This is a genomic window from Crateriforma conspicua (assembly GCF_007752935.1).
Classification (GTDB): domain Bacteria; phylum Planctomycetota; class Planctomycetia; order Pirellulales; family Pirellulaceae; genus Crateriforma; species Crateriforma conspicua.
In genome coordinates this window covers 2,725,907-2,751,611 of record NZ_CP036319.1, presented here as the reverse complement: position 1 = coordinate 2,751,611, position 25,705 = coordinate 2,725,907, and the positions used below count along the sequence as shown (strand labels likewise).

Genomic DNA, 25,705 nt, shown 5'->3' with positions numbered 1-25,705 from the left:
CCAAACGCGGTAGAGAGCCGCTCAGGGCCGCCAACTAGCCGTCAATCCGGTTCGCCAACGCCCCCATTCATCGTGCCGGGCAATCTGCCCCATGAAACAGCTTCAGGGAACGAAAGTTCAGGGAACCAATGCTTGTACGCCCAGTCCCCATTGATTCAGTAGAACAAACTGGAGGTACACAAAAGTATGAACGCCGTCATTGGCAATCGATTGCAGATGCCTCGTTGACATGCAAACCAGCCAAAGAGGATTTCCTTCGCCATTTTCCTACGACACAGGACTTCGCCATTTTCGCTTCGGCATTTTTCAGGAATCCGCAGCTACATCGACTTCAAAATCAGAAGCATCAGTTCGACATTGAACTTCGTCTTCTTCATTGAACATAGACGAATTTGCCAGGAAGTCGAAAACAGAAATTGTCACAAACTGGGGAAGCGGACTAGACAGAACACGGAAGCAGAAGGAATCGGTCATCGAATCCAAGCATAGGAGCCATACCAGCAAAGACAGATACAAGGTGAAAGCAGCAAATCAGAAACCTGCCATGGCCATAACACCACAAACACCAGTCAAGCAAAAGAATTTGCAAACTAGAGAATCCAAGAACGGAAGGAGGCATCGATCTACAAACCTGCCGAGGATAAGCAAAATACGGATGTCTTGAGAAGTAGATGGAATCGGCCAAAGGAAGCAAAAGCAGTCTGATCTAAAGTCTGTTGAGAGAAGTAGCGAAACGAAATCGCTTAGGAGAACAATGATTCCAGAACTGCAATCTGCTAGGAGAAACTAAAGGCATTCGCATTGATACCTGCCTGGGGAAGAAGACCAAAGCTGCACTGCAAATAGAGAAATCTGTCTTGAGAAGTAGAAGAAAGCTGCGAAGCAGAAGAAAGCTGCACTGCAATCTGTTTTGAACCTTGGCTTGGGAATAGAGAAGTCAATCTTGAAATCTGACTTGAAATCTGTTGGGGAAAGTAGCGAAACGCTGAACAGAGAATGAAGGCATGGTTGACCAGTCGAGTGGAGACATGCTCTGTAGAAACAGACTCTACCCTGGCCCCCGTTTCCCGCACCAATAATCAGCCCAAGCCGGTGCAAAACACCCGGTGGTCGATTAAATCTAAAGAAATGGCTTTCCAGCGATTCGGATGGCTTGGCCCCCTGAATTTGTGGACAAAACAATGGCGAAATTGGCCATAGATTTGATTTACCACATTGATCCAGGGCAGCAGCGACCGCGACTTCCCAAGCATGAACAGAAGTCCGCTCCCCCAGACCATCCCGCTCGCACCGAAGGTCATTCAACCGGTCATTCCCCACCGACTCGATTCACTTTGTGTCGGTAGTGACTGGTGGAACCGATCCTACTCCAAACCCGAGGAACTGCCATGACAGGCCCCAAAATGCCCCGCGACGAGTCCGTAGTGCGACTGGGCGGAGAAGTGGCCGGAATACTCATTCGCGAAGGCCTGACTGAGGTAGAGGCCCAGCAACTAGCAGAGCGACTACAGCCGCTCCTGGACCATTACCGCACATGCGTCGAGACCAAGCAGTACCCGATTCTCGCCACAGCTGATTATGTCGAGGAACCCTTCAACTTCCTTCAGTGGTTCATCTGGGGCCTACATCAGGACCAGAGTGACATCGTCCACTGAACCGCATTCGCGTTCACCAACAATCGCTCCTGCCCCGGTCGCATATCGACTGAGGCAGGAGTTGCCCAAACCACCAACAATAGCTCCGACTAGAAACGAAACGCCATGGCCAAGATTGACGCCATCTATGTTCGCATCTCCTCAAGCAAACAGGACGCTGCTTCCCAGTTCCCCGACCTAAAACGATGGGAGAAGGCCAACCAGGACGACTTGGAAGTTCGTTGGTTTCGTGACGAGTTCACCGGGCGGACGATGAAACGCCCAGAATGGAACGAACTGCACGAACTGATCCAAATGCGAAAGGTACGCAACCTTGTCATCTGGCGATTGGATCGTCTTGGCCGGACGGCAAGTGGCCTGACCAAGCTATTCGATGAACTTCAAGACAGCGGTGTGAATCTTGTCAGCTTGAAAGATGGAGTCGATTTATCCACTCCGGCGGGACGAATGATGGCGAACGTACTTGCTTCAGTGGCCCAGTTCGAAACGGAGTTGAGGGCAGAGCGGATCACCGCAGGACTGGAAGCAGCCAAGGCCAAAGGAAAAGACCGAAAGTGGAAGAAACGCGGTATCAAACCGGGCCAAAGACTCAAAGTAACCAAACGACATATCCGGCGTGCTCATCAAATGAAGGCCAAAGGCCTGTCAGTAGTGGAAATTGCCAAGTCACTCGATTTGTCGCGTCAGACGATCTACAAGATTTTGAAAGAGCCGAATGAATTGCAGAAGGAATAAATTCCGTTGATGCGGTGATGCTTGCATGATGGGTCGGTTATCCGATAGGGATGGGATGAAGACGCAAGAAATTCTCATCACGGATCGCCACCGATGGAAACACATGATGGTGCCAAAACCCGCCGCAGAAAGGCCAGTTCCAGTAAAGCCACCGGCAAAACCAATGGCAAAAAGCACAACAGGTACGAGAAGCGTAAGTTAACCGACCTTCCAAAGTACTATCGCCCTGGCTATCTAAAGGAACTCGACGGTCGCCACTCCTTGGCCAAATTCTTACGCCAAATCTGTGATGAAATCATCAACGACATGGGCGGACCGTCGGAAATCTCCAGAGTCAAGTTGGTCCTTATCGAACGGTTTGCATTCGTCCATGCACGATTGAAGGCCCTGGAACTACAAATGTTCGAGGACGAAGAATTTTCCGATGACGTATTCGGAAAATGGATTCACGCGGTAAACGCATTAAATGGACTGGCAGCCAAAATCGGGCTATCTCGAAAAGGGAAGTATGTTGATGTCAGGGACTACATCAACAAGAAGACGGAGGGGCAATCGTGAACATTGTCGATGCCGTCAAAGACCCCCATCTTTTCCGCCCCTTCCTGCTTGAGTCCAGCGACGGCGATAAGTCGGGACTCGATACTTGGCAAAACTGGATCACTGCTCTCAAAGTTGTGTACGGGTTACCCCTCCGTCGTCGCAGCGAACGGGAGTTGGTGAAACGCTGCACCGGCAGGTCTGCCCGCCACCTTCCCAAGCCAGGGTTCAACACAAGTATCTTCCTGACTGGCCGAAGGTCCGGAAAATCAAGAAACGCGGCGATCATAGGTGCATACGAGGCGGTGATCGCTGGGCATGAAGACAAACTCGCCAAGGGCGAACGCGGAGTAGTCGCCGTCTGTGCTCCCTCCAAAAGCCAAGGTCGCGTGGTCAAAGAGTATTTACGTGCTGTTTTTGACTCGGACCTTCTGCGAGACCAAGTGGTTAATGAAAACCGATGGGAATTTGAACTTAAGAACGGAAACCGAATTGAAATCCTGTCAGGTGACTGGCGGACCATTCGAGGTTACACGCTGATTTCCGCCATTGTCGACGAAGCTTGTTTCTTCGGCATCGACTCGGAATCGAAAGTCAAGAACGATACCGAACTTGTGCGGGCGATTGCCCCCGGCCTGGCATCGGTCGGCGGTCGCATGGTTTTGATTAGTTCCCCCTATGCGATGAAAGGCTACTGCTACCACCAGCACAAGGTAAGTTTCGGAAACGAGTCAGCCCCGGTCCTTGTTTGGAATTGCCCGTCGAGGGTCATGAACCCAAGCCTGCCCCAGTCGGTTGTCGACCAGGCTTATCGTGACGATCCAGTATCCGCAAAAGCGGAGTATGGCGGCGAGTTCCGCGATGACGTGTGTGGCTATGTTTCTGTCACTGCACTTGAGCAAGTTGTAATCAAAGATCGGACGTCGTTGATGCCCAACCCCGAAGCCCGATACTCGGCTTTCGCGGATCTTTCAGGAGGGCGAAACGATGATGCCGCCATAGCAATCGGACATCGTGAAGAAAACCGTGTAGTGCAGGATTTCATAAAACGTTACCCCGCCCCGTTCAATCCGCACGCGGTGATCGGGGACATGTCACGAATTTTGAACGAATACAAGATCACCAAATTGATCGGGGATAACTACGCGGGCGAGTTCGTAGTGAGGGCGTTCAAGGACTGCGGCGTTCGATATCGCCCCTGCAAACCCTCCAAGAGCATCTTGTATGCAGACCTACTTCCTTGGATTACTTCGGAACGTCTTGAATTGCTAGACGAGCCGATGATGTTTTCCCAACTGGTCAATCTTGAACGGAGGACACGAAGCGGTGGACGTGACCAAATTGACCATCCAGTGGGAGGTCACGACGACCTTGCCAACGTCGTTGCAGGAATGGTGCATTCGGTGGTGCACTACCAACCTCGCATTGCCCGAGCACTTTAATTTTTTGTCGTGATTTGCCTTTCAATTCTAGTCTAAATTCCGATTAACCCGAGGAGCCAGTACGATGTCCCTTGATAACTCAATCCAGTCGGCTATTGATTCTAATTACAAAAACCCGACCGACATCAATTTCCATCAGCGACATGGAAAAAACGACAAGGAACATTACGTCTATTTTGGCGGGTACATATGGTATTCCGATGGAGCCGTTTGCCAGCCATCCGACCTCGGTGGCGTTCTAAAGGAACCACCCGAAGACGATGCCTTTTCGATGAACTATCGTCTCATGCGTTTTGCAGAAGGCAAAATGAAAGAGGCGGAACGACATTACGTCAATCTCCAGAACAGGTTGCTTTCACTTATATCGATCGACCCGCAAACCAATATGGTTTACCACGGCGTTTCCGAAGACGATTTGGAAAAACTTGATGCTTTGCACAAAGTCGTAATAGAACGACGCGAAGCCTTTGCGGAAGCGAAACAAGCATACGAATCAGTTCATCCCACTTACCAACGCAGGAAGAAACTCGAAAGAACCCAAGAGCAACTTCGGCTTGAAGCGGAACAGATGAAAAAGCGAATCAATTCGAAGCGTATCTAACGGAGGAACTGATGCTCACAGTTACAAGTCGGTTTGTTGCGAATCGGGCGGCCCACCGTTCGATTGTGCAGGACGGTAACGAATACTATGTCGTTCCCGTGGTCATGATTGTCGAGGGTGTCCATCACGGATCAAACGGCCCGTTCTATTATTCGAAGAACGAACTCAAGAAGTCAGCATCTGCCTGGAACATGAAGCCCATCGTGGTGAACCACCCCGCAGACAGCAACGGACGGATGGTCAGTGCCGACTCAAAAGAGATTCGGGCCAAGCAAGAAGTAGGATTCATCGTGAACGCAAGGTTTGAAAACAACAAGCTTGTTGCCGATGCTTGCATTGAGAAGGAAAGGGCATTTCATATCGACCCACGAATTTGCCGTGCGATCGAGTCCCGCCAACTCATGGAAGTATCCACTGGCCTGTTTCACGACGTCCAGTATTCGCCGGGCCAGTGGGCGGGCAAATCGTATGAGTTTGAAGCGACCGAACATCGGCCTGACCATCTGGCGATTCTTCCTGATGGCGTTGGGGCTTGTTCAGTTTCCGATGGAGCAGGATTGTTGCAAGCGAACCAGCAGAAGGTCACTGGCTTGGGTCTTCCTAAGATGATGTTTGGCCCGCACGAAATGCCGCCACCACACCAGCCTACCGATAAGGGTGGTCTGCCATTGCCCGAGTGGCGGTTTTGACCGAGCAAGTCGACGGCTCCGGATTTGTCGCTGTCTTTCCTTCCGGCGGCAAACAACCGGCGATTGGCTTGAAAGACGCCAAGCCGCGACGGCGGCCCTAGGGATTGGTTTTTGGTTTCGCTTCCAATTGTTCGGCGATGGCCGCCGGACGCCTCCTAGGGCCGCTTTTCTTGCCCCGCCAGCCCGAGAATGCAGGACCGCGGGGCGATGGCGGTAGGGGCCGACCTGGAGGCTCTGAATCGATGCCCGGACCGACCTCGCCAGCCCATCCGACACCCAAAATTGGGCGGGGAGAAACAAGCCACATTGGGCGGGGAGAAACAAGCCACGAAGCGACCAGAAAACCTCCCCAAAACATCCGAAAAGGGGATTGAAAAGGGGATTCCCTGGGGAGCGGCTAAGGGGGATTATCTCGCCACGCCCTAAGTCGTTGCCAGGAAAGGACTTAAGGAGTCGGGATGACTAGATTCGAACTAGCGACCTCTGCACCCCCAGTGCAGCGCTCTAACCAGGCTGAGCCACATCCCGAAAATCGGCGGCGAAGGTGGGGCCGTGAAGGCTTGCCGAGCCGATTTCCCTAGAGATTAATGAACCTTCACGGACTTCGCTAGCGGAGTTTCGCGTCTGGGTCGGGATGTTTATTCTGCGACGGTCGCCGGCACGCGTTGACAGCCGATTTTGCCGCCTTTTTCCGCGAGAACCCCGATCATGAAGTTCGCCGATCGCCTTGCCCAAGCCGTCCGCCAATCGGGTTCGGTCACCTGTGTCGGGCTGGACCCGCGTCGCGATCAGCTGCCGGCCGGCATCCGGGACGGCATCCCAAACGATTCGCCCGACCAGTGGGCAGCGGCCTACACCCAGTTCTGCACCGAGATCATCGATGTGGCCGCCGGGCGCGTCGCCTGTGTCAAGCCACAGGCCGCTTTCTTTGAACAACTGGGCCCCGCCGGCACGATCGCTCTGGGCGAAGTCATCGCCTATGCCAACCGCCGCGGTCTGATCGTCATCACCGACGGCAAACGCAACGACATCGGCAGCACAGCGACCGCCTATGCCGATGCCTACTTGGGGGCCGGCAATGCCAGCGCGTGGGGCAGCGATTCATTGACCGTCAGCCCCTATTTGGGCGAAGACAGCCTGCAACCGTTTGTCGATGTATGTGACCATCGCGACGCGGGCATCTTTGTTCTGGTCAAGACGTCCAATCCCGGCGGCGGATTGCTGCAAGACCGCCAAACCGATGGCCAAACGGTCTATCAACGGGTCGCGGAACTAATCGCCCAGATGAACGCCGAGCGGCGAGGCGACAGCGGGTACGGACCGGTCGGCGCCGTGGTCGGTGCGACCTATCCGGAACAATTGGCCCAGATGCGAGCCGCCATGCCGACGTCGTGGATTCTGGTTCCCGGCTTTGGTGCCCAAGGCGGCGCCGCCGACGACGTGAAGCATGCGTTTGACGATGCCGGCCTGGGGGCGGTCGTCAACAGTTCACGCCACATCATTTTTGCCCACCGTCGTCCAGAATTTGCCGACAAGTTCGGTGATGCAAAGTGGCAAGACGCGGTTTCGGCGGCGATCGACGAAATGAATCAAGCGTTAAGTTTTGGCAGCCTGTAGTTGCGTATCGTCCAAGACCGGGTGACAACGGTCCGCTTGAAAACTGTCTTTCACCTTTCGCCTGATTGAGCGTCAATGAAACGAGTCCTGGTTACCGGTTGTGGCGGATTCATCGGTTCGCGTGTTTGTCACCAGTTGATCGACGACCACAGCGTGGATGTGGTGGGTGTCGACAACATGAACGACTACTACGACATCTCGCTGAAGTTCCACCGGCTGGACCAACTGCGTCGTCGCAGCCAGTTTCACTTTCACGCGGTGGACATTAGTGACCGCATCACGCTGGCCGATGTTTTTGAGAACTATCAGTTCGACGCGGTGCTGAACTTGGCCGCGCGAGCCGGCGTGCGGTACAGCATGGAAAACCCGTACGTCTACATGCAGACCAATGCACTGGGCAACTTGAACTTGTTGGAAGAAATGCGGATGCATGGAATCCGCAAGTACGTGTTGGCGTCCACGTCATCGCTGTATGCGGGCCAAGACATGCCGTTTGTCGAATCGCTTTCGGTCAACACGCCGATTTCACCGTACGCGGCGACCAAGAAGGCGGCCGAAGCGATGGCGTATTCGTACAACTATCTTTACGACATCGACACCACCGTCGTCCGGTACTTCACCGTGTACGGTCCGGCCGGCCGGCCCGACATGAGCTATTTCCGATTCGTCTATCTGATCGACCAAGGCCAACCGATCACCGTATACGGCGACGGAGAACAGTCACGCGACTTTACCTTTGTGGATGACATCGCACGCGGCACGATCCTGGCGACCAAGCCGCTGGGGTACGAGATCATCAATCTGGGCGGCGGCAATCAACCACATTCGATCAACAAGGTCATCGGCATCATCGAAGATCTGTTGGGCAAGAAAGCGGTCGTGGATCGCAAGCCCGCACACGTGGCCGACATGGAATCGACTTGGGCCAACATTGAAAAGGCCGATCGGTTGCTGGGATGGAAACCCGAAATCAGTCTGGAAGAAGGCTTGCGACGATGCGTCGCCTGGTATCAGGACAACCGAGAATGGTTAGTCAAGTTGCCCGGAATTTGCGAAACAGCCTGATAACGGGGTTGTATCAAGTGGGCGGCTCAGACCCCCCGGCGACTTTAGAAAGTCTTTTGATTTTCTTACAAAGCGTCGATGTGTCGCGATTTTGAGTCGATGAACAGGACAGCTTCCCCTCAAAAGAGGTTGTCCGATGGATCCACAAAAGGACCGGTCTGCCGGTGCGTCCCGCCAAAGCCGTTTTCACGGTGGCGTTCCGCAGCCGGCATTACGCCAAAACCGATCGGAATCGGTGTCCGCTGGATCACCGGCTGTGGCCATCGGCGAACGCGTTTCGGTGGCTCTGAAACAGGCGCCGGGCACTCCGCTGCGACGCAGCCGAACGCCGTCGGGCATCCGCCCGATCCGATTTTCCGTACTGATGTCGGTCTATCGGAACGACGACCCGATCCATTTTTGGGAAGCCATCGAGAGCGTCACTGCAAAACAAACGCGGCGTCCTGACGAAGTCATCTTGGTCGTCGACGGCCCCGTCAGCGAAGACTTGGAAACGGTCATCGATCACTGGGAAGCCCAGCCGATGCACAACGTTCGCGTGGTGCGATGCAAACAGAACGTCGGACTTGCCAAGGCGATGAACGTCGGTCTGCAACATTGTCGCTATGACTATGTCGCCCGGATGGACGCCGACGATGTTTCGCTTTCGGATCGATTTGAAAAACAGTTTTCGTATCTGGATCAACATGCGGACGTCAGTTTACTGGGCGGTTGGTACCGCCAGTTCGATGACAAGATGCAGCACTGTTTGACCGATCGCAAAGTTCCGTCACAGTCAGACGCGATCAAACAGTATTCGCGCAAACGCACTCCCTTTAACCACGTCACCGCGGTCTTCAAACGTGACGACCTGATGCGTGTGGGTGGCTATCCGTCGATCGACGGGTTGATGGAAGACTGGTGGATCGCACTGCGAATGATCAAGCAGGGCATGCGTTTGGCAAATCTGCCGGAGTATCACGTCAACGTTCGCGGCGATAGCGCGTTCATGCGACGACGCGGTGGTTGGCATTACCTTCGCTCGGAATTCGCCAATCTGACCGCGATGAACCGCGAAGGATTGATGTCGATGCGGGATCTGGTCCAAAACCTGATGATCCGATCGGGTGTGCGAATCATCCCGGTCGGACTGCGTTCGATGATTTACAAAGCGATCCGACGCGTTTAGTGCGACGGATGTTTTTTGCGTGCTCGTCGCGCTCACTTTGAAAATCAGGGCGCAAGCCGTTGACGTCCAGGCGTGAAAAGCAGTTTCACGACGCTTGCTATTGTGCCGTGAACCCGAAATCGACTACTTCCGCAATGGAACGAAGAGTCGCACCGCCGGGATGGTGTCCGGGAAACATCACCACACCTCCCAGTCGGCGATCCCACATCGCCCGCCCAACGACATCGATTTTGGCCAACCCACGATGAAGCCACGATTGCTATTTCTGGCCGACAATGTTGAACGCGCACGGTTCTTCGTGCGTGTTCACCGTGCGTGCCAGGAATCGGGGATCGACGTCCGGTTTCTGGCGTATCGAAAGTCTTCCCACGGCTTGTTGCGATCACACGGTGCGCCGGTGGAATTGCTGTCTTGGCGTCGATCGGAGCGCGGCAACACGGCCCCGGACCGCTTGGACCAGTGCGCCGCGGAAAGTCTGGAATACCTGCGCGGCGACGTGACATTGGAATCTCTGCGACGATTGGCGGGGCCGGTTTGCGCAGCAATCGAATCCCAGTTGCATCGCATGAATCCGACGCACCTGTTTCTTTGGAACGGCAGCCAGTTCGTCGAACGATTGGCCGCAGCGGTTTGCCCCCCGTCGGTCGCCACGCGATATATGGAAATCGGCAACATCCCCGGAAAGCTGTTCATTGATGACTCCGGCGTCAACGCGGCGTCATCCATCCGCCGCAATCCAGATCGTTTGCGGTTGTACACCGATTGCGAGGCAGCGGAGTACGAATCTTGGAAGTCCGCGTATTGGGATCGAAAGCTGGGGGTTGGTGTTCCGCAAGCCAAGAGTGCGATCCGGATGCAATGGGAACGCCCGCGTGACTGGATCAACGCCATCGCAGGCCGCGGCATCTATCCGATACAACCGAATGCGATGTTCGGTCGCTTCAGTGACAAGTGGCACCGTTTGCGAAAAGCCAAGCCATCCAGTGCCGCCGACGACACGATGTCCAAACTAAAGGACTTGCCGTCGACGTTCCGATTCTTGCCGCTGCAGGTTTCTTGCGACACGCAACTGTTGCTTCACAGCGACGTCAACAATCAAGCGGCGATCGAGCGGGCGGCCGAACAATCCAATCATGACGGTCTGGCATTGGTCATCAAGCCGCATCCGGCGGAAACCAACCGATCGGCGATCCAGGCGGTGGATCGGCAAATCACACGGTTGCGATCACGACGTTTGAAGGTCTATCAAACGCGTGAAGACACCGCGGATTTGATCCAGCGTGCCTGTCACGTCTGTACGATCAATTCGACCGTCGGGCTGGAAGCACTGATCGCAGGGAAACCGGTCAGCGTTTACGGGCGTGCCTTCTTCGAATCGTTTATCGATCGCCCGGATCTGCTGCGTCGTTATCTGACACGTTTCCTGGCGGACGCCGACTACTTTGCCGACCAATCGATCACGCCAACGGGCCTTGAACGCATGATCGATCCTTGGCCGCAACGTCAAGCCGCATGAGTCCCATCGGAATGTCAAAATCATGCGGCTAATTCATTGGTTTTACCTTGCCCTGGTCTTCCTGACACTGGTTCAGATACCGGTCTATGAGAACGACGTCACGGGCAACACCCTGAATGCCTATCACTTGCTGTTGCCGATCGGATTGATCCTGGGAGCGACACGCATCCATCGGCTGACGCTGAATCTGGAGATGTGTTTTTTCATCTCGATGGCGTGCACGACGATGTTCACTTATTGGGTTTACGGATACAACATTCGTGGAATCTTATTGGTGTTTGCCGGGGCCGCATGCGTTGCGGGTGCGGATTGGGTTCACCGAACCACGGTGGATGAACGCAAACAGACGCTGCGGATCATCTTTTGGATGACGATCATCGCCATCATTGCCCGCAATGTGATGTACCACGGTGAGTTGGCGACCATCTACAGCCGCGAAAAATCCAATTCGCCGGTTTGGTTCCTGGCATCCGGTGGTCCCAATTTGGAATCCACCCACCTTGGCATGCTGGCCGCACTGCTGGTGGGAACGTCCTTGTTTTTGCCATCGTTGGCGATTGCAGCGATCACCAGCGTGTTGATGTTGTCCCGGGCGGGCGTGATCGCCTGCTTGGCGGCATCCTGTTTCTGGATCGCTGAGAATCGTCGGAATCCGTATCGCATCGGATTCTTACTGATCGCACTGATCGGTGCGACAACTTATGTGATGCTGTTGGCCGGCGGTCGGCATGAAGATCAATTGACCCAGCGTTTCGACATCAAAGCCGAACAACGTCTAGCGGATCAGCGTCAAGGTCGATTGGCGATTTGGAAATCCGCGTCACAGCAGATCACGTCCAATCCGCTGGGGCATGGCGCGGGCAACGGATTTGCGATGATGAATCGCGACTTGGACCATTTCTATCGAGAGAATAATTCACATAACATTTTCATCGACCTGACAATGGACGGTGGTGTCCAGTCCACTTTGCTGTTGTTGATGATCGTGTTTGCGAACCTTCGTCAACCGCTGACGCGGATGGATTCCTGCACTCGTCTGGTGTGGATCTACTTTCTGCTCGGGATGTTCGAATTCACCGGCTATGACATCATTGGTTGGTTCTTCATTGGTGCCAGCAGCGCGTCGCGGGCCTTGGCGAAGCAAGCGATCGACGAACAGCAAGATGCATTGCCGCCGGCCGACACCAACATCGGATCGATCGATGACATGATGTCGTTGCCGTCGCCCGGCGAAGTCACCGATGACGGCCCGCAGATCGACGAGGGCAAGCCACAACCGTCCGCGCGGGATAAAATCACTGCCGATGACGAACAGTGGTGGGCGATCGACATGGATCGAATTCGTCACAGTGCGTGAGTATTGTCTTCGCGTGCAAGTCACTGAGGGGCGCGGCGGGTGTTTCCAGCGATCCATGGACATGGTGAACGGCCGCCCGGGCTTCTATGATCAGCCCACCTGACACGTCACATGGGACAACATCGTTGCTGAACCGGCTGTTTCGACTGGCGACCTCTGGCGGGCTGGCTTTTGTGCTGCGCGTCGGCGGTGCCGCGGCAGGTGTGTTGATGAACGTCGCGGTCACCCGCGCGTTGGGGGCCGAAGAGGCCGGACGCTTTTTCGTCGGTCAAATCGTGATGATCACCGTTGCCATGTTCGCCCGTCTGGGCTTGGACAGCACCATCGTCCGTCAAATCGCGGCAAAAAAGGTGACCAATGATCGCCGGGGGATGAGCGACGTGATCCTGGTTTCGCTGGGATTCACCAGCCTCGCGCTATGCCTGGCCAGTGCCGCCGTCTGGCTGGCCGGCCATGAATTTCCCGCGATTTGGAATCCAGGCGGCTATCAGGCGGTCATCCGGTCGACCGCTTGGGCCATGATCCCGTTCGCGTTGACCCAATTGCTGGCGTTTGGCTTTCAAGGACTTGGGCGGATCAACGCGTACATGTGTTTTGCGTTCTTGGCGTTTCCCGGATCCGTCATTTTCTTGACGCAACTGGATGATCGCTTCGGCATTCACAACGCCGCAGATTTGATGCTCACGGCAACCATCGTCAATGCACTGATTGTGGTTGTGGCCGGATTGATATGGTTTCGATTCGTCCCGCCACGTCGCTATTCACGGTCGATCGATCCGCGGCAAATGATTGCCGATTCGGTACCACTTCTAAGTGCTTCGGGGATCACCCAAGGCAACCGCTGGGCGTCGCAGTTGATCCTGGCGTTCTTTGCCAGCCCGGCGGTGGTGGCGGCGTTAAGCAATGCCAACCGTGCGGCCGGTCTGGTCAGCTTTCTGTTGACCGCCGTCGACAGCGTGGTCGCCCCCAAATTTGCGACGCTGAGTTCGCTGCACCGCTCCGATGCAATCTGCCGATTGGTGTACAAAATCAATGGGTTGATCGTCGCGGTCAGCACACCGATCGTTGTGCTGGTATTCATCTTTGCCGAACCGATCATGGGAATCTTCGGCGACGCGTTTCGCCCGCACGCCAACCTGTTACGCATTCTGGCGATCGGCCAGTTCATCAATGCGGCCACCGGATGCGTGCGATGTGCCATGGTGATGTGCGGTCACGGCCGAGAATTCCGAAACGCCATCGGTTGGTCCGCGGTGATCGGCATCGTCGTTGCGTTGATCCTGACGCCGTGGCTGGGCGGCATCGGAGCGGCGATCAGCGCGGCGGTGGCTGCATCGATTTCCAATGTTGCCGCTGCGATCGTGATGCGATCCGTCATGGACATCAACGTTTTCAATCCGGCCAATTCATGGAACGAATGTTGCCGTCAAATCCTTCGCCTAGGCCGAGGGGCAAAAACGCGGACAGACGATTGATGTCGCCGCTGTCATAGTGAAGTTCTGGCAAGACGATACTTCGTTTGTCGACGATCACACTGATGTTGTAACCCGATCGTTTCACCCAAGCTTTGCGACAATCGAACCCGGCAAAGACCAGGTGATACAACAGCATTCCGGCATTCCAGAGTGATAGATGCCCGCCGACGATCTGGTGCTTCAGGGGCGGCACGGTGATCACCACCCAACCGCCTTCCTTGGTATCACGATGCACCTTTTTCAGAAAGTCATTCGGATTGGGCTGGTGTTCCAACACGTGGCTGGCCCAAACCAAATCAAACGGTTGATCGAACTGGTATTCGTAGTAATCAGCGATGATGTCCGTACGATGCTGATCGCGTTTCTGATAATAGATCGACTTTCCAAAATCGATGGTCGTGACGGACTTTCCATGTCGGTGAAAAAGCTCTGCATGTTTTCCGGCCCCACTTCCAACATCCAGAACGGTTTGAAAGTCACAATGCTTCAGTGCGGTTTCCAACGCCTCCATTGCCAGCAACACATCGCCTTGCCGGTCGGCGTCGTTGGTGACCACGCTGGCCCCGGGCAATGACTGCAACAGTTTCGCTGTCATCCGCCTCAAACGACCCGGAATCCCATCCGCGTCCTGATAGAATGTTTTGTCAATCAGATTGGTTGCAAGCGTGGCTGCACTGACCATGGGATCGATCCTTGTTCTGTGTCGATTCGCAATGCCCAGCTCCCAAGCCGACGTGAACGGTTGGGGCGTCCTGGTTTGATTGCGATTCCATGTCTTTGAAGCTCACGGATTGGGCGAGCCTGCGGGGCGTGTCATCGGATTTGGATACGGTGGTGGTCGGCGACATCCTAGGCGGCGTTGTTGACCGAACCCGGGGTGGCAGCGGCGCGACCACGCTTTCGCTGGCTGGACGACCGCGTGTAATCGTTGCGGTAATATCCGTATTGAGAAACGCCCGCGTCGAATTCTTTGTCCGCACCGACCACGTTCAGCATTGAACCGATCAAGTTCGCGCCGGTGGATTGCAATCGCTGCAACGCATTGGCCAATTGTTCGCGACGAATTCGCGCCACACGAACGACCAGAACCGCACCATCCAGTCGCGGCAAAACGACCGCCGGATCGCTGACCGCCAGGACAGGCGGCAGGTCGACCAGGACCAGATCGAAATGGTTTGACAACGACTCGATCGCCTTGTCCAGATTGACGCCCTGCAGCAATTCCGCCGGATTTTCCGGGGTTTTGCCTGCCGAGATGGCACTTAAATTTTCGATTTCCGTCGGCTGAATCACTTCGGCCAACGGAAACTTGGCTTGCAGCACCTCGGACATCCCCTGCTGATCTTGCAGGCTGAGATAACGATGCTGGCTGGGACGGCGCAGGTCACAGTCGACCACAACGACGTTCAAACCGACTTGGGCGAACGCTTGGGCAAAGTTGGCAACGATTGTGGATTTGCCATCCCCCTGCATGGAACTGGTGAATCCAATGCTGCGAACCTTTTTCGATTTGATATCCGGCAGCAAGATGGTTCGTCCCAGACGAAACGCCTCCGATTCGCTCGACCCGTCGGTGGCAACCAAACCGGCGATTCCCTGGTCGATCGCTGACATCTGTCCGACGTGTCCCAGGTTCAACAAGCCGATCGCTTCGTCGACCTCTTGTGCGGTGCGGAACCGGCTATCACGCAATTCGTTGCCGACGGCCAAAACCATTCCGCACAACAAGCCGAGCACCAATCCACCGAGCGAACAAAGCGGAACGTTGGGCCAGACGCGTTTGCCGAGTCGCGGGACTTCCAAGAATTCATACAAGAACCCGCTTAGTCCGCTGGCCGTGTTCAACTCCTGAAGCTGGCCGACGATGCCATCAAAGATCGCTTCGTGTCGCGCGATCTTTTTCTGCAGAACCAAGTCCTTCAGTTCGAATTCGATCAGTTCCTTGGCCTTGCTTTCCGCATCGGTGGTCAAGGCGATCAGTTCTTTTCGGCGTTCACCGATCGCGGCAATGTCATGTTCGATGAAGCCGATGTAAGCACGCAGCAGCGCGTCGGGTTTGATCGCTTGGCTGCCGAACGTCATCTCGGGTGACGTTTGTTCTTTGCTCTTGCGAACGAAGTCTTCGACCAGCTGGATCTCGTTATTGATTTCGCGGACCTTCGGATGCCCGGAACCGAAGACAGCGGTTAGCTTTTCACGTTCGGCGTTCAGCATCAACAGCCGGGTGACCTGGGCACGAGCTTCTTCCATCTTGGCGGGCATGGCCGCCTTGAATTCGGCCGAATTGGATGCGGAAACTTGCAGACCGGCGAAGGCCCCCAGGCGTTCCAGACTGTCGCTGTCGATCAGGGCCAGCTTGTCCAAGTGATCGCTGAGATCCGAACCGCCTCCGATATGTTTCAATGATTCGCGAACGCGCTCCAAACGCGTCCGCATCGTGGATTGTTGGATGTCCAGTTCCAACAATTCCTCGGACAATCGGCGATAGCGATCCTGGTAGACGTTGCTGCTGCCTTCGCCTTGGAAGAACAGCGGCGCGTTCTGCCGGCTGACCAAGTATTCTTCTTCGGCCGCCTGCAGATCCGCTTCCAACGCACGCTTGGCATCTTGAATCATACGTCCTGCTTCGCCCATGACGCTTTCCACTTGCGACACGATGAAGCGTTCATAGCGCCGCATGATGGCGGCAAGGATTTTTTGGACGTCTTCCGGGCTATTGTGCTGCAGCGTGATGTTCATGATCGCCGCGCTGCGAGCCGACCCGTCGCCGCCTTTGCCGATGGACGTGTTTTGAATCACGTAATCGACCTGGTCCGTTTCGTCGCTGACCTTCGCCACCAGAGACGGCAATTCCATCAGACCATATTCGGCCAACGCTTCGGACACGATTTTGCGAGACCGGATCAGCCCCATGTGATTGGCTAAGACGTCTTCGTCGACGACATCGGTGCCCGTGCCGGAATTGTTCAAGCCGGCCGAACGTTGGGCCACCAAGACTTTGGCTTGAGATTCGTACAAGACCTCGGCGTGCGTCGCATAGGCCACGCCCATCGCCAGCCCGCAACTGCCTAGAAACAAGATCAACCATCGCTGGCGCGCGATCAGTTGTGGCAGGTTGATCGCTTCGACGCTATTGCGCAGCGGCAAACCGAGTCCGGAGCGAGGCGATCCGGTCGAACCGCCGCGTCCGTTGGGTTGATGCTGTGTCACCGAAGTGGATCCTGTCATGGAACGTCGATACTCTGTTTGGCGGTGCGTCCGATGGACAGACCGGGGGTTTGCGGCGTAGCGGAATCCGATCAGCCAAGTCAAGGCCGATCGGACGAATCAAGCCAGTGCGGATCCAAAGCCCCCCACACCGTTTTTTCCAGCGTTTTGCGGCTCCAAAGACACTTTGTCGTCCGCAATACAAAAACTTTTCAGTAAGCCCCTTCGCGTAACAACAGCGTTCGGATCGTTCGCAACAGCAGGTAATAGTCCAGCCAGTACGACCAGTTGCGAACGTAAAAGCGATCCAGCGCGACGCGCTCGTCATAGGTCGTGTCGTTGCGGCCGGACACTTGCCACAATCCCGTCATGCCGGGCCGCACGGCAAGATAGCGATTAAATTCGCCGCGATACTTTTCGATCTCCGATTCAACAATTGGTCGCGGACCGACCAGGCTCATCTGGCCCCAAAAGACGTTCCAAAGTTGTGGCAGTTCGTCCAAACTGGACTTGCGCAAAAAGTTGCCCAGGACCGGGATGACGCGAGGGTCATGACGCAGTTTCTGATCCGCCTGCCATTGACGTTTTAGATCGGGATCGCTGTCCAACAAGTGTTTCAATCGCTGGTCGGCGTCGACCACCATCGTGCGAAACTTCCACGCCTGGAAACGCACGCCGCCTTTGCCGATACGTTCGTGCGAATAGAAAACCGGCCCCGGCGAAACGACGCGAATGAACATGGCGATCATCGCGGCCAGCGGTGCCAAGACGACCAACAACACCGCCGCACCGGCGACATCGGTGATCCGCTTGACCAACACGGGCAACGGCCGACGCAAACGGTGACGCATGCGGACCGACATGAATCCACCGACATCGCCAGTTTCACACCACAGACTGGGCAACTGTTCGCACACCGGCAGAATGACTTCGGGGACCTGTGCCTGAACCTGATCGGCGACGGCCGCGGCTTGACGGCGTGAAACGTTTTCAGTCGCTACCACGGCCAAGCGAAACGCGTGGGTCTCATTCAAATAAGGCAATTCGCTGATGCCGCCCAAAACGTCGGCCGGACGTCGTGGTCGAATGGATCCGTCTTGTCCGAACACCGCAAAGGTCGGTTGAGTCTGCAGGATCCCAAGCGATCGAATGCCTCGCGACGCGGATCGTTGCAAGTATTGGTGCAACAGCATGGCTCGCCGACCATCGCCGATGATCAACGCCGGAACCCCCCACCACGAAAAGCGGGAAAGGATGCCTCGGCCCAAGATCCGCGCCAGCGGAAACAGGCCGACCGTCAAAGCAACCCAAGCGGCGCAAGCCAAAACGCGGTTGGCCATCGGTTGGCCGGTGAAGACGTATCCGTAGGTCACGATCAAACCGGCCAGTCCGGCCGATTGAATTCCCATGCGAAGTTCGGTGACGGGATTTTGGCCCGGCACGTTCAACAGTCCCAGCGGAATTCCGATTGCCGCGTACAACATGACGGTGGCGATCGTCGCGGCGGAAAGAGAAACGGTCGCGTCCCAAGTCATCGATTGCTGGGCGATCGTGATGACGATCCACTGCATCGCCAACAACATCGTCGCATCGGCGATCCACAGTGGCGTCGCTGTCACCGCCGCATGGAAGAACCGGCGCATCACGGTGAAGCGGCCGACGCGGGTCAGGTCATCCGTCGGATCCGGTTCATCGTGCCCAGTGGAGAACGACGCGGCGTCGGATTCGGCGACCACCGCGTGGGCCGCGTTCAATCGCAGATTCGAATCGGTGCATCCGGTCGGTGGTTGCAGGGCTTCCAGCGACACAATGCCGGCCGGCAATCGTCGCCTCCGCTGTGCCGCGGTGGCTGCACCAGACGGTTCGCAACCGACCGACCCTGCGCCCGGTGACGGCGTCGTGCTGCGTCCGGCGGCCGAGGAACGGTGCGGCATGAAACTGTGGTCTCGGTTGCAATGAAGGCGTCGGACTGCGCCCCTGAGCCACCGGGGTTCGCGGTTCTGTCGTGCGAATACCTAAAAAGACCTCACCACCCAATCAGGTGCCCCAGTGCGGCGTCACTGTTAGGTCTATCGTCGCCAGAAGCGTCAAAACTTGAATTTCTGTCACAACCGATACAGCCGAACAGTGGGTCGTCCGTAGTGAATCGCCGGAGATCCACGGCGCACGAACGGAGCTGGGAACCTGCCTGGCCCCGTGCCGCATCGGCGAAACGTTAGCGGATGTTCAGCGAATCGAGTCGAAAGTCAGACAATCGTCAGAAAAATCTGCGTAATCGTTAAATCTTCTCAGGACGGCCTCCACGCAGTGCCGAAGACCAGGTGCATAGGAGCGTTGTGTTGCGCTTTTGAACTCGGAATCGACGACGAAGCACCCTCCCCCCTCCCTACCAAACGCCATGACGACTTCGGCATCCAGCGATCCACGGGCAACGGCCCCGACACGGTATGGCACCGTGATTCGGTTGCCGTCGTTCGTCGTCACGCTGACGTGCGCCATCGCGCTGACGTGCTTCGGGGGTTGTGCTTCGATGCAAGATTGTCGTTATGAAATGTCGCAGCGGTTTCGCGGCTTGATGGAGTTCCAACGTCGCCCGTCGCCCAGACAATCGGACTACCCGAGCGACTATCGCGCCGGTTGGCTGGACGGTTTCAACGAAGTGACCACGGGCGGTCCGAATTGTCCGCCGGCGATCGCACCCAAAAGGTACTGGAACCCCAAGCAAGTCTTGAAAGACTGTGATCGCCGTCGCGCCGCGTATTACGAAGGCTGGCATGACGGTGCAGCTCGTGCAGCCCAATTGCCCGACACGCACCATTTGAAAGTGTACGAATCGGATTGCTGTCCGATGCCACGTTGTTCTTGTGGATCAAGCCTTTGCACCGGAGGCTGTGCGATCGACGCGGGATCATCGATGTTGATCTCGGAACAAATGATCGAATCCGCCCCCACGGTATCGCCATCAGCTCCGGTCGGATCAACCGTGATCGAATCCTTCGACGCATCTTCGACAACGATCCAAGATGTCCCGGTGATGGACATGTCGCCGACCAATCCCCCGGCACACCCCTGATCGGCCCGCCGCGCCGGTTGTCGTTCCTCCCCCCCTACGACCCGACAACGCCTGACTGGCATAACCGATGATTCATCCGCGAAGCCTGACTGAATCCGCCGCCGCGTGGATCCTGGTGACACTGACGCTGGTCAGTACGGGATGCCAATTCCACTGGAACAATTGGGACGGCGAATCAATTCCGGCCAACCGTCTGTCGCCCGACCTGTTCGGATGCAGCCGTGACGATCTGGTGCCCGTTCCGCAAACCAAGCTGGGCCAGAATCCGGTCGACCAACACCGTATCGGAGCGGGCGACGTGTTGTCCGTCTACATCTTTGGTGTGTTCCCGCCGGGTGAAAACGAAACGCCGATCGTTGAACAAAACCAAGGGTTGAACCAACGATACTATCCGCCCAACGGCAACGTTGTGGCTCCGTCGACGGGATTGCCGATCAAAGTGCAAAGCGGCGGAACGTTGGATTTGCCGTTGATCCAGCCACTGGCGGTCCAAGGGCTGACGTTGACCGAGGCGACCGAGACGATTCGCGCGGCCTATTACAAGCAGAACGTTTTGTTGCAGGGCCAGGGCCAAATCACCGTCGGCTTGCTGATCCCGCGCACCCAACGCGTCGTCGTTTTGCGTGAAGATTCGCCGACCGGCAACATGACCCTTAGCGGTCAAAGCGCAGTCGTCCAAGCGCATCGCGGCAGCGGTCAAGTGATCGACTTGCCGATCTATGAAAACGACGTCTTGCACGCCTTGGCGGCCACGGGTGGATTGCCCGGCACCGACGCGGCACGCGAAGTCTATGTCATCCGCGCCGGCGGTTTTGCGGACCGATTGCTGGACAGCACCAATCCCAACGCATTGGTCAACGACTATGTCGAACGTCCATCGATGGACGGGCAAAATGGACCGCTGGAAATCATGCCGGACATCGTTCGCATCCCGCTGATGATTCGCAACGCAACGTTGCCGTTCGGCCCGAACGATGTGGTTTTAAACGAAGGCGATGTGTTGTTTGTTCCCAAACGACGCGAATACTTTTACACCGGTGGCTTGTTGCCGGGCGGTCGCGTTCCTTTGCCGCGTGACGAAGACTTGGACATTGTCGAAGCCATTGCGATGGTCGGCGCTTCGCCCGGTGGCCCGATGGGTCAAGACGGTGCGGTGTTGATGTCGGGCCGACAAGCCTATCTGCGTTCGGCCACCCGAGCGGTGATTCTTCGCAAGTTGCCCGACGGTCGCCAAATGAACATTCGCGTCGACTTGGATCGCGCGATGCATGATCCGAAGGAACGAATCGACATCCAGCCCGACGACGTCGTGATGCTGTATCAAAAACCGGGTGCGGCGATCATCAACTCTGCTCTTGGCGTCGCGGTTCGATAGCGACCGCGATGCATGATCGCCGCCGATCGCATGTTCACTGATTCCAACGCGTGGATTCCAAGATCCCGATCAGCCACAGCATGCATCCGACGATGCCCAAGACCGTGATGGCCTGCAGCACGGTGACGTGCGTCAACAGAATCGCGGCCAAACCACACGTCGCAGTGACCAGGTAAATCGTCACCACCGCTCGTGGCCGGGTCATGCCCAGTTCGACCAAGCGGTGTGAAAAGTGGCGCCGGTCGGCCTGAAATGGGCTGCGTCCTTCGCGGATGCGGATCCATAACACCGTGCACATGTCGTACAGCGGAACTGCCATCGCACACAGTGGCGCTAACACCGCGTGCGGGCGTCCTTCACCGCCACCGGCGAACGTGGCCATCAGCATCGCAACGCTAATCAGATAGCCGACCAGGTAACTGCCGGTGTCGCCCATGAAAATCTTTGCCGGCGGTCGGTTGTGCCACAAAAACCCCAGCAACGCCCCCAGCACCACCATCAAGAATGCCGCGACCAACAATTGTGGCTTGGCCGTTGCCGGGTCGGGCGTGCTGATCATCACGATGGCCATCGATGTGGCGATCACCGCCGCAACGCCACCGCTTAATCCGTCCATGTTGTCCAGCATGTTGAAGCTGTTGATCACCGCCACGATCCACAAGACCGACATCAACTTGGTCAGCCAAGCCAGACCGATGAACGCGGTCAGGCCGATGCCCATCCCATAGACGGTGAAGATCGCGACGCCGAACTGGACCGCCAAGCGAAATTGCCAAGGCAGACCACGACGGTCATCCACAAACCCCAAGACGACCAGGACCAACCCGGCACCGATCAAAGACCACAGCATGCCGATTCGCGTCTGGGCACCGTCGGCATAGATCGCCACTCGGCCGGCCAAAGATTCCGGCAGAGCGTCGATCCAACCGGTCCAGAAAACCGCCAAGGTTGCGATCGCAAATGTCACCACAACGCCCAGTGCGATGCCGATGCCGCCGCCCAGCGGCGTGGCCTGGGTGTGTGCTTTGTGACCCCCGGGACGATCCATCAACCCCAGACGGATCGCGTGCCGCCGGATCGGATAGATCGCCAACATGGCGACGATCATGGCCGGCAATGTGGCACCGACCAACAACAGGATGAAAAGTTGAAAAGCGTTGTTCATGAGTGGAATTGTATTCACCCGCCCACCGATCCGCCCACCGGATCAAAACGCTTCCACTAAGTCGTCATCGTTTTGACCAGATCACGAAATCGCGTCTTCCCGCCGGCCTTGAAACGGTATTCCAACGTCCCCGACCAGTCGTCATGAAACAACGACGCATCGTGCCCAATGAACAGCGTCCGACCGTTGGGCAAATGCACGTCGATCTGGGCCCAACGCGGATCATCAAACGGGACATGAATCAGACGCGTCTTGTAGGCAAAAGCGACCAGGCGTTTTTCGGTCGCAATCATGCTGCCGCGAAACCAGCGACGATTCCAAGAACAGCGTTTACCGGGACGACGAAAGTTGATCATCGTCACCGAACCACTGACATCCTCCAGCGTCCAAATCGTCCGTTCGCTATTGCACAGCGATACGCCTTCCTCGGGCAGTTTGCCGGAAGAGAACAGCGAAAACGGATTCATCGGACGCCTCGTGGACTTTGATGATTTCGATGGTGGGGACATCCGCCGCGACGCCCGGACAACCGATCGGGCTTTGGGCCGACAACAACGGCATCACACCGGTTGCCCCCCCTTCGACGATCGGAGGCGAGTCTTGGCAAAGAAATCGAAATTTCTTGACACAACCGCCTCGATCCCCGTCGCCCTGTGGCAACTTCTCCATTGCCCCGTTCGATCGCCGTAGCCTAATGGCCCAGCCTATTGCCCCAGCGATTTGGCCAAATCGGGTGCCTGATAGATCTTTTCGATCGCCTCGCGAATCCCGACCGCCGAAACGCTGACCGCGCGTGCCTGTTCATCGCTGTACAGGTAATCGGCCGTCAGACTTTGGATGTTGCCGTCGAAGATCAGCCCGACCAATTTGCCGTCGCGATCCACCACCGGGCTACCGCTGTTTCCGCCGATGATGTCAGCGGTGCAGACAAAGTTCAGCTGGGTCGACAGGTCCAAACGGTCTTTGGCGTCATACCATCGCGACGGCAAATCAAAGTCTTCCTGGCCCTCGTGATCGGCCGCATGGGTGAACGCACCGGCAAAGTCGGTGGTCGGTTCGATCCATTTGCCGTCTTCGTCGTACCCATTGACCGTCCCGAAGGCCAATCGCAATGTGAACGTCGCATCGGGATAGCCACCGGTGCCTTCCACCGCGGTGGTCGCTTCGGTGATTTTCGCATACGCCTGGCGTTCGCGCTCGTCGATCTTTTCGTTGATCTCGCGGATGCGTCGGTATTCCGGTTCCAACCAACGCGCCAGTTGGATCATCGGGTCGTCACTCTGCAGCACCACGGCGCGTCCGCCGTCGACCAATTCCTTTCGATACGGGACTTCGTTCATTCGCGTTCCCGCAACGATTTCCGCCGCCCGTTCCCGCGGTCCCTTGCCGGCCAAGATTTCCACGACCAAATCGTCATCGGCACCGCGGACTTCGATCAATCGCGACAATTCATCGGCCAGTTTGACCGTTTCCAAATCGTCATAGATCGGTGCGGTGGACAACAACCGCTGCAATAACGATTCGCGTCCCGCATCGGTGAATTCGCTCAGACGTTGTTCGTTGGGCTTGGTGTCTTCTTCGGCCAACAGAACCGTGTTCATCGCCAAGCTGAACAGAGAACTTCGCAGGTTGACCGATTGATCCAGCATGTCGGCCTTTTCTTTTTGCAGCTTGGCGACATCCTGCCATGTGCCGGCCAGCGGTGCCAAGGATGCGTCGTCTGCGATCGCGGCCAACAATTTGTCCTCGCGACCTTTCTTGGCGGCAAACGTTTGCGGATTCTGCAGACCGGCCAACATGCCGGTGTAGGCCTTGCGGGCGTTTTGGATGCCGAACAATTCATCACGGCCACGACGCTTGGCTTCGGCACCGTTCAGACTGAATTGCTGCATCAAGATTTCTTTGCGGCGCAGATAATCCAACACGTACGGCAACCGATCGTCACGCAGGTATCGCAAAGCATCGACGGTATAGATCCGTTGGGTTCGCCCTGGGTTGCCACTGACGAACACCAATTCGCCGCCTTGCAGCGGTTGATCGTTCCAAGCCAAGAAGTGTTCCAACTTGGCCGGTTTCCCGTCTTCGTAAACGCGCATCAGTGTCGCGTCCAAGTTGTATCGTGGGTATTCAAAGTTATCCGCATCACCACCGAAGAAGGCCGCCGCCGTTTCCGGTGCCCACACCAATCGGACGTCCGTGTATTTCTTGTAGCGATACAGGTGATACTGTGCGCCACCGAACAGCGTGATCACATCGCTGCGGAACCCGGTGGATTCGAAAGACTCGTTTTCGATCGTCGCGATGATCGCACGCCGTTGCTTGAACGCGGTTTCCGGACCCGCATCGTCGTCGACCGCCGCGTTGACTCGGTCGGTCACGTTTTCGATCGAATGCAACTGGTTCAATTCCAGATCGGGTGCCTTCAATTCTTCGTCGATCGATCGCGCGGTGAATCCGTCATCGATCAAATTACGCTCGGGCGTCGACAATTTATGCAACGTGTCGCTGGCCACGTGATGATTGGTCAACACCAAACCATCGCTGGACACGAATGATCCCGATCCGCCGCTGTTGAAACGTACCGAAGACAAACGCAGGTGATCGGCCCAAGCTTGGGTAATTTCAAAATCGTGTCGCGATTTCAACGTTTCTTTGGGCAAGTCGTTGAACAGATACATGCCTTCGTCACCGTACAGCGTGACCGCCGTACCGCCCAAAGCCCCCGAAAGCGTCAACATCACCGTCGTTGTCATCACAGCCGTCCGAATCCGTTGGTGGATTTTCATTGCCATCTCAAGTTGTGGTGTTTTGGAAATACGATCCAGTCGTCCATTCCAGCGAAAGGTTCCTTCGCTTTTCCGAGTTCAAGTTTATCAGTCCGGCCGATTGCATCGAAGGCTGCGGGCGGCCGACCGTCCACCATGCCGGGAGGACTTCAGAATTCTCCGTGATTCGGGATGACGACTGTGTTAAATTGATGGTGCCCTCCTGCCCCCCGCCCTCGTCGCGATTCCTTTTCCCGCCTTTG

General features: G+C 56.3%; 21 protein-coding genes and 1 tRNA gene. 15 read left to right on the top strand and 7 right to left on the bottom strand.

What is annotated here, in order from left to right; genetic code table 11:
- The first annotated feature begins 1,388 nt into the window (after positions 1–1,388).
- From Mal65_RS26430 to Mal65_RS10465, 6 genes are all read left to right on the top strand, one after another.
- A complete protein-coding gene (locus Mal65_RS26430; RefSeq protein ID WP_165701191.1) occupies positions 1,389–1,655 on the top strand; it encodes a hypothetical protein in 267 nt (88 codons plus the stop codon).
- Between the two features lie 105 nt (positions 1,656–1,760).
- Positions 1,761–2,390, top strand: coding sequence for a recombinase family protein (locus Mal65_RS10485; RefSeq protein WP_145296951.1), 630 nt, complete (start codon positions 1,761–1,763; stop codon positions 2,388–2,390).
- Between the two features lie 93 nt (positions 2,391–2,483).
- Positions 2,484–2,948, top strand: a complete 465-nt coding sequence (locus Mal65_RS10480) for a hypothetical protein (protein WP_145296948.1) — start codon at positions 2,484–2,486, stop codon at positions 2,946–2,948.
- Positions 2,945–4,369, top strand: a complete 1,425-nt coding sequence (locus tag Mal65_RS10475; protein WP_145296945.1) for a terminase large subunit — start codon at positions 2,945–2,947, stop codon at positions 4,367–4,369. The genes Mal65_RS10480 and Mal65_RS10475 overlap by 4 nt, the downstream gene beginning before the upstream one ends.
- 64 nt (positions 4,370–4,433) lie before the next feature.
- A complete protein-coding gene (locus tag Mal65_RS10470; RefSeq protein ID WP_145296942.1) occupies positions 4,434–4,970 on the top strand; it encodes a hypothetical protein in 537 nt (178 codons plus the stop codon).
- An 11-nt stretch (positions 4,971–4,981) separates the two neighbouring features.
- Complete coding sequence (locus Mal65_RS10465) at positions 4,982–5,659, top strand: DUF2213 domain-containing protein (protein WP_145296941.1); 678 nt, start codon at positions 4,982–4,984, stop codon at positions 5,657–5,659.
- A 453-nt stretch (positions 5,660–6,112) separates the two neighbouring features.
- On the opposite strand, the gene Mal65_RS10460 is transcribed toward Mal65_RS10465, so the two are convergent.
- Positions 6,113–6,187: transfer RNA gene (locus tag Mal65_RS10460), tRNA-Pro, on the bottom strand.
- Positions 6,188–6,367: 180 nt separating this feature from the next.
- Here Mal65_RS10460 and pyrF point away from each other — a divergent pair.
- The 6 genes from pyrF (at position 6,368) to Mal65_RS10430 (ending at position 13,857) form a co-directional block, all read left to right on the top strand.
- The gene (gene pyrF / locus Mal65_RS10455; RefSeq protein ID WP_145296938.1) at positions 6,368–7,276 is read left to right on the top strand and encodes an orotidine-5'-phosphate decarboxylase; all 909 of its coding nucleotides are present in this window, start codon (positions 6,368–6,370) and stop codon (positions 7,274–7,276) included.
- Positions 7,277–7,351: 75 nt separating this feature from the next.
- Positions 7,352–8,341, top strand: a complete 990-nt coding sequence (locus Mal65_RS10450) for a GDP-mannose 4,6-dehydratase (protein ID WP_145296936.1) — start codon at positions 7,352–7,354, stop codon at positions 8,339–8,341.
- A gap of 136 nt (positions 8,342–8,477) precedes the next feature.
- Complete coding sequence (locus Mal65_RS10445; protein ID WP_145296933.1) at positions 8,478–9,509, top strand: glycosyltransferase; 1,032 nt, start codon at positions 8,478–8,480, stop codon at positions 9,507–9,509.
- Positions 9,510–9,753: 244 nt separating this feature from the next.
- Positions 9,754–11,025, top strand: coding sequence for a capsular polysaccharide export protein, LipB/KpsS family (locus Mal65_RS10440; RefSeq protein WP_165701190.1), 1,272 nt, complete (start codon positions 9,754–9,756; stop codon positions 11,023–11,025).
- Positions 11,026–11,047: 22 nt separating this feature from the next.
- Entirely contained in the window at positions 11,048–12,382 is a 1,335-nt protein-coding gene (locus Mal65_RS10435; protein ID WP_145296927.1) for an O-antigen ligase family protein, read from the top strand.
- A gap of 86 nt (positions 12,383–12,468) precedes the next feature.
- Positions 12,469–13,857, top strand: coding sequence for a lipopolysaccharide biosynthesis protein (locus Mal65_RS10430; protein WP_145296924.1), 1,389 nt, complete (start codon positions 12,469–12,471; stop codon positions 13,855–13,857).
- On the opposite strand, the gene Mal65_RS10425 is transcribed toward Mal65_RS10430, so the two are convergent.
- Together Mal65_RS10425 and Mal65_RS10420 are read right to left on the bottom strand one after the other, a co-directional pair.
- Complete coding sequence (locus Mal65_RS10425) at positions 13,775–14,539, bottom strand: class I SAM-dependent methyltransferase (RefSeq protein WP_145296922.1); 765 nt, start codon at positions 14,537–14,539, stop codon at positions 13,775–13,777. The two genes, Mal65_RS10430 and Mal65_RS10425, sit on opposite strands and share 83 nt — an antisense overlap.
- A 167-nt stretch (positions 14,540–14,706) precedes the next feature.
- A complete protein-coding gene (locus tag Mal65_RS10420; protein WP_145296919.1) occupies positions 14,707–17,085 on the bottom strand; it encodes a polysaccharide biosynthesis tyrosine autokinase in 2,379 nt (792 codons plus the stop codon).
- On the opposite strand from Mal65_RS10420, the gene Mal65_RS27490 reads away from it, so the two are divergent.
- Positions 17,025–17,297 (top strand): hypothetical protein, encoded by a 273-nt coding sequence (locus tag Mal65_RS27490; protein WP_390621842.1) that lies wholly within the window; start codon positions 17,025–17,027, stop codon positions 17,295–17,297. The two genes, Mal65_RS10420 and Mal65_RS27490, sit on opposite strands and share 61 nt — an antisense overlap.
- Here the strand turns inward: Mal65_RS27490 and wbaP are convergent.
- The gene (wbaP, locus tag Mal65_RS10415) at positions 17,277–18,998 is read right to left on the bottom strand and encodes an undecaprenyl-phosphate galactose phosphotransferase WbaP (RefSeq protein WP_145296916.1); all 1,722 of its coding nucleotides are present in this window, start codon (positions 18,996–18,998) and stop codon (positions 17,277–17,279) included. The two genes, Mal65_RS27490 and wbaP, sit on opposite strands and share 21 nt — an antisense overlap.
- 464 nt (positions 18,999–19,462) lie before the next feature.
- On the opposite strand from wbaP, the gene Mal65_RS10410 reads away from it, so the two are divergent.
- Both Mal65_RS10410 and Mal65_RS10405 read left to right on the top strand, forming a co-directional pair.
- Positions 19,463–20,137, top strand: a complete 675-nt coding sequence (locus tag Mal65_RS10410; protein ID WP_145296913.1) for a hypothetical protein — start codon at positions 19,463–19,465, stop codon at positions 20,135–20,137.
- 67 nt (positions 20,138–20,204) lie between these two features.
- Positions 20,205–21,512 carry a polysaccharide biosynthesis/export family protein gene (locus tag Mal65_RS10405; RefSeq protein WP_145296910.1) on the top strand — a complete coding sequence of 436 codons (1,308 nt, stop codon included), beginning with the start codon at positions 20,205–20,207 and terminating at the stop codon, positions 21,510–21,512.
- 34 nt (positions 21,513–21,546) lie between these two features.
- On the opposite strand, the gene Mal65_RS10400 is transcribed toward Mal65_RS10405, so the two are convergent.
- From Mal65_RS10400 to Mal65_RS10390, 3 genes are all read right to left on the bottom strand, one after another.
- Positions 21,547–22,677, bottom strand: coding sequence for an MraY family glycosyltransferase (locus tag Mal65_RS10400; RefSeq protein ID WP_196784747.1), 1,131 nt, complete (start codon positions 22,675–22,677; stop codon positions 21,547–21,549).
- 56 nt (positions 22,678–22,733) lie between these two features.
- Positions 22,734–23,144, bottom strand: a complete 411-nt coding sequence (locus Mal65_RS10395; protein ID WP_145296907.1) for a hypothetical protein — start codon at positions 23,142–23,144, stop codon at positions 22,734–22,736.
- Positions 23,145–23,381: 237 nt separating this feature from the next.
- Positions 23,382–25,430 (bottom strand): S46 family peptidase, encoded by a 2,049-nt coding sequence (locus Mal65_RS10390; RefSeq protein WP_145296905.1) that lies wholly within the window; start codon positions 25,428–25,430, stop codon positions 23,382–23,384.
- Between the last annotated feature and the right edge of the window lie 275 nt (positions 25,431–25,705).

Coding starts and splice junctions, on each gene's coding strand:
- Mal65_RS10440 (WP_165701190.1), top strand. CDS start 9,754: ATGAAGCCACGATTGCTATTTCTGGCCGACAATGTTGAACGCGCACGG.
- Mal65_RS10435 (WP_145296927.1), top strand. CDS start 11,048: ATGCGGCTAATTCATTGGTTTTACCTTGCCCTGGTCTTCCTGACACTG.
- Mal65_RS10425 (WP_145296922.1), bottom strand. CDS start 14,539: ATGGTCAGTGCAGCCACGCTTGCAACCAATCTGATTGACAAAACATTC.
- Mal65_RS10485 (WP_145296951.1), top strand. CDS start 1,761: ATGGCCAAGATTGACGCCATCTATGTTCGCATCTCCTCAAGCAAACAG.
- Mal65_RS10470 (WP_145296942.1), top strand. CDS start 4,434: ATGTCCCTTGATAACTCAATCCAGTCGGCTATTGATTCTAATTACAAA.
- Mal65_RS10465 (WP_145296941.1), top strand. CDS start 4,982: ATGCTCACAGTTACAAGTCGGTTTGTTGCGAATCGGGCGGCCCACCGT.
- Mal65_RS10405 (WP_145296910.1), top strand. CDS start 20,205: ATGATTCATCCGCGAAGCCTGACTGAATCCGCCGCCGCGTGGATCCTG.
- Mal65_RS10410 (WP_145296913.1), top strand. CDS start 19,463: ATGACGACTTCGGCATCCAGCGATCCACGGGCAACGGCCCCGACACGG.
- Mal65_RS10430 (WP_145296924.1), top strand. CDS start 12,469: ATGATCAGCCCACCTGACACGTCACATGGGACAACATCGTTGCTGAAC.
- Mal65_RS10450 (WP_145296936.1), top strand. CDS start 7,352: ATGAAACGAGTCCTGGTTACCGGTTGTGGCGGATTCATCGGTTCGCGT.
- pyrF (WP_145296938.1), top strand. CDS start 6,368: ATGAAGTTCGCCGATCGCCTTGCCCAAGCCGTCCGCCAATCGGGTTCG.
- Mal65_RS10420 (WP_145296919.1), bottom strand. CDS start 17,085: ATGACAGGATCCACTTCGGTGACACAGCATCAACCCAACGGACGCGGC.
- Mal65_RS10480 (WP_145296948.1), top strand. CDS start 2,484: ATGGAAACACATGATGGTGCCAAAACCCGCCGCAGAAAGGCCAGTTCC.
- wbaP (WP_145296916.1), bottom strand. CDS start 18,998: ATGCCGCACCGTTCCTCGGCCGCCGGACGCAGCACGACGCCGTCACCG.
- Mal65_RS10445 (WP_145296933.1), top strand. CDS start 8,478: ATGGATCCACAAAAGGACCGGTCTGCCGGTGCGTCCCGCCAAAGCCGT.
- Mal65_RS26430 (WP_165701191.1), top strand. CDS start 1,389: ATGACAGGCCCCAAAATGCCCCGCGACGAGTCCGTAGTGCGACTGGGC.
- Mal65_RS10400 (WP_196784747.1), bottom strand. CDS start 22,677: ATGAACAACGCTTTTCAACTTTTCATCCTGTTGTTGGTCGGTGCCACA.
- Mal65_RS10395 (WP_145296907.1), bottom strand. CDS start 23,144: ATGAATCCGTTTTCGCTGTTCTCTTCCGGCAAACTGCCCGAGGAAGGC.
- Mal65_RS10390 (WP_145296905.1), bottom strand. CDS start 25,430: ATGACAACGACGGTGATGTTGACGCTTTCGGGGGCTTTGGGCGGTACG.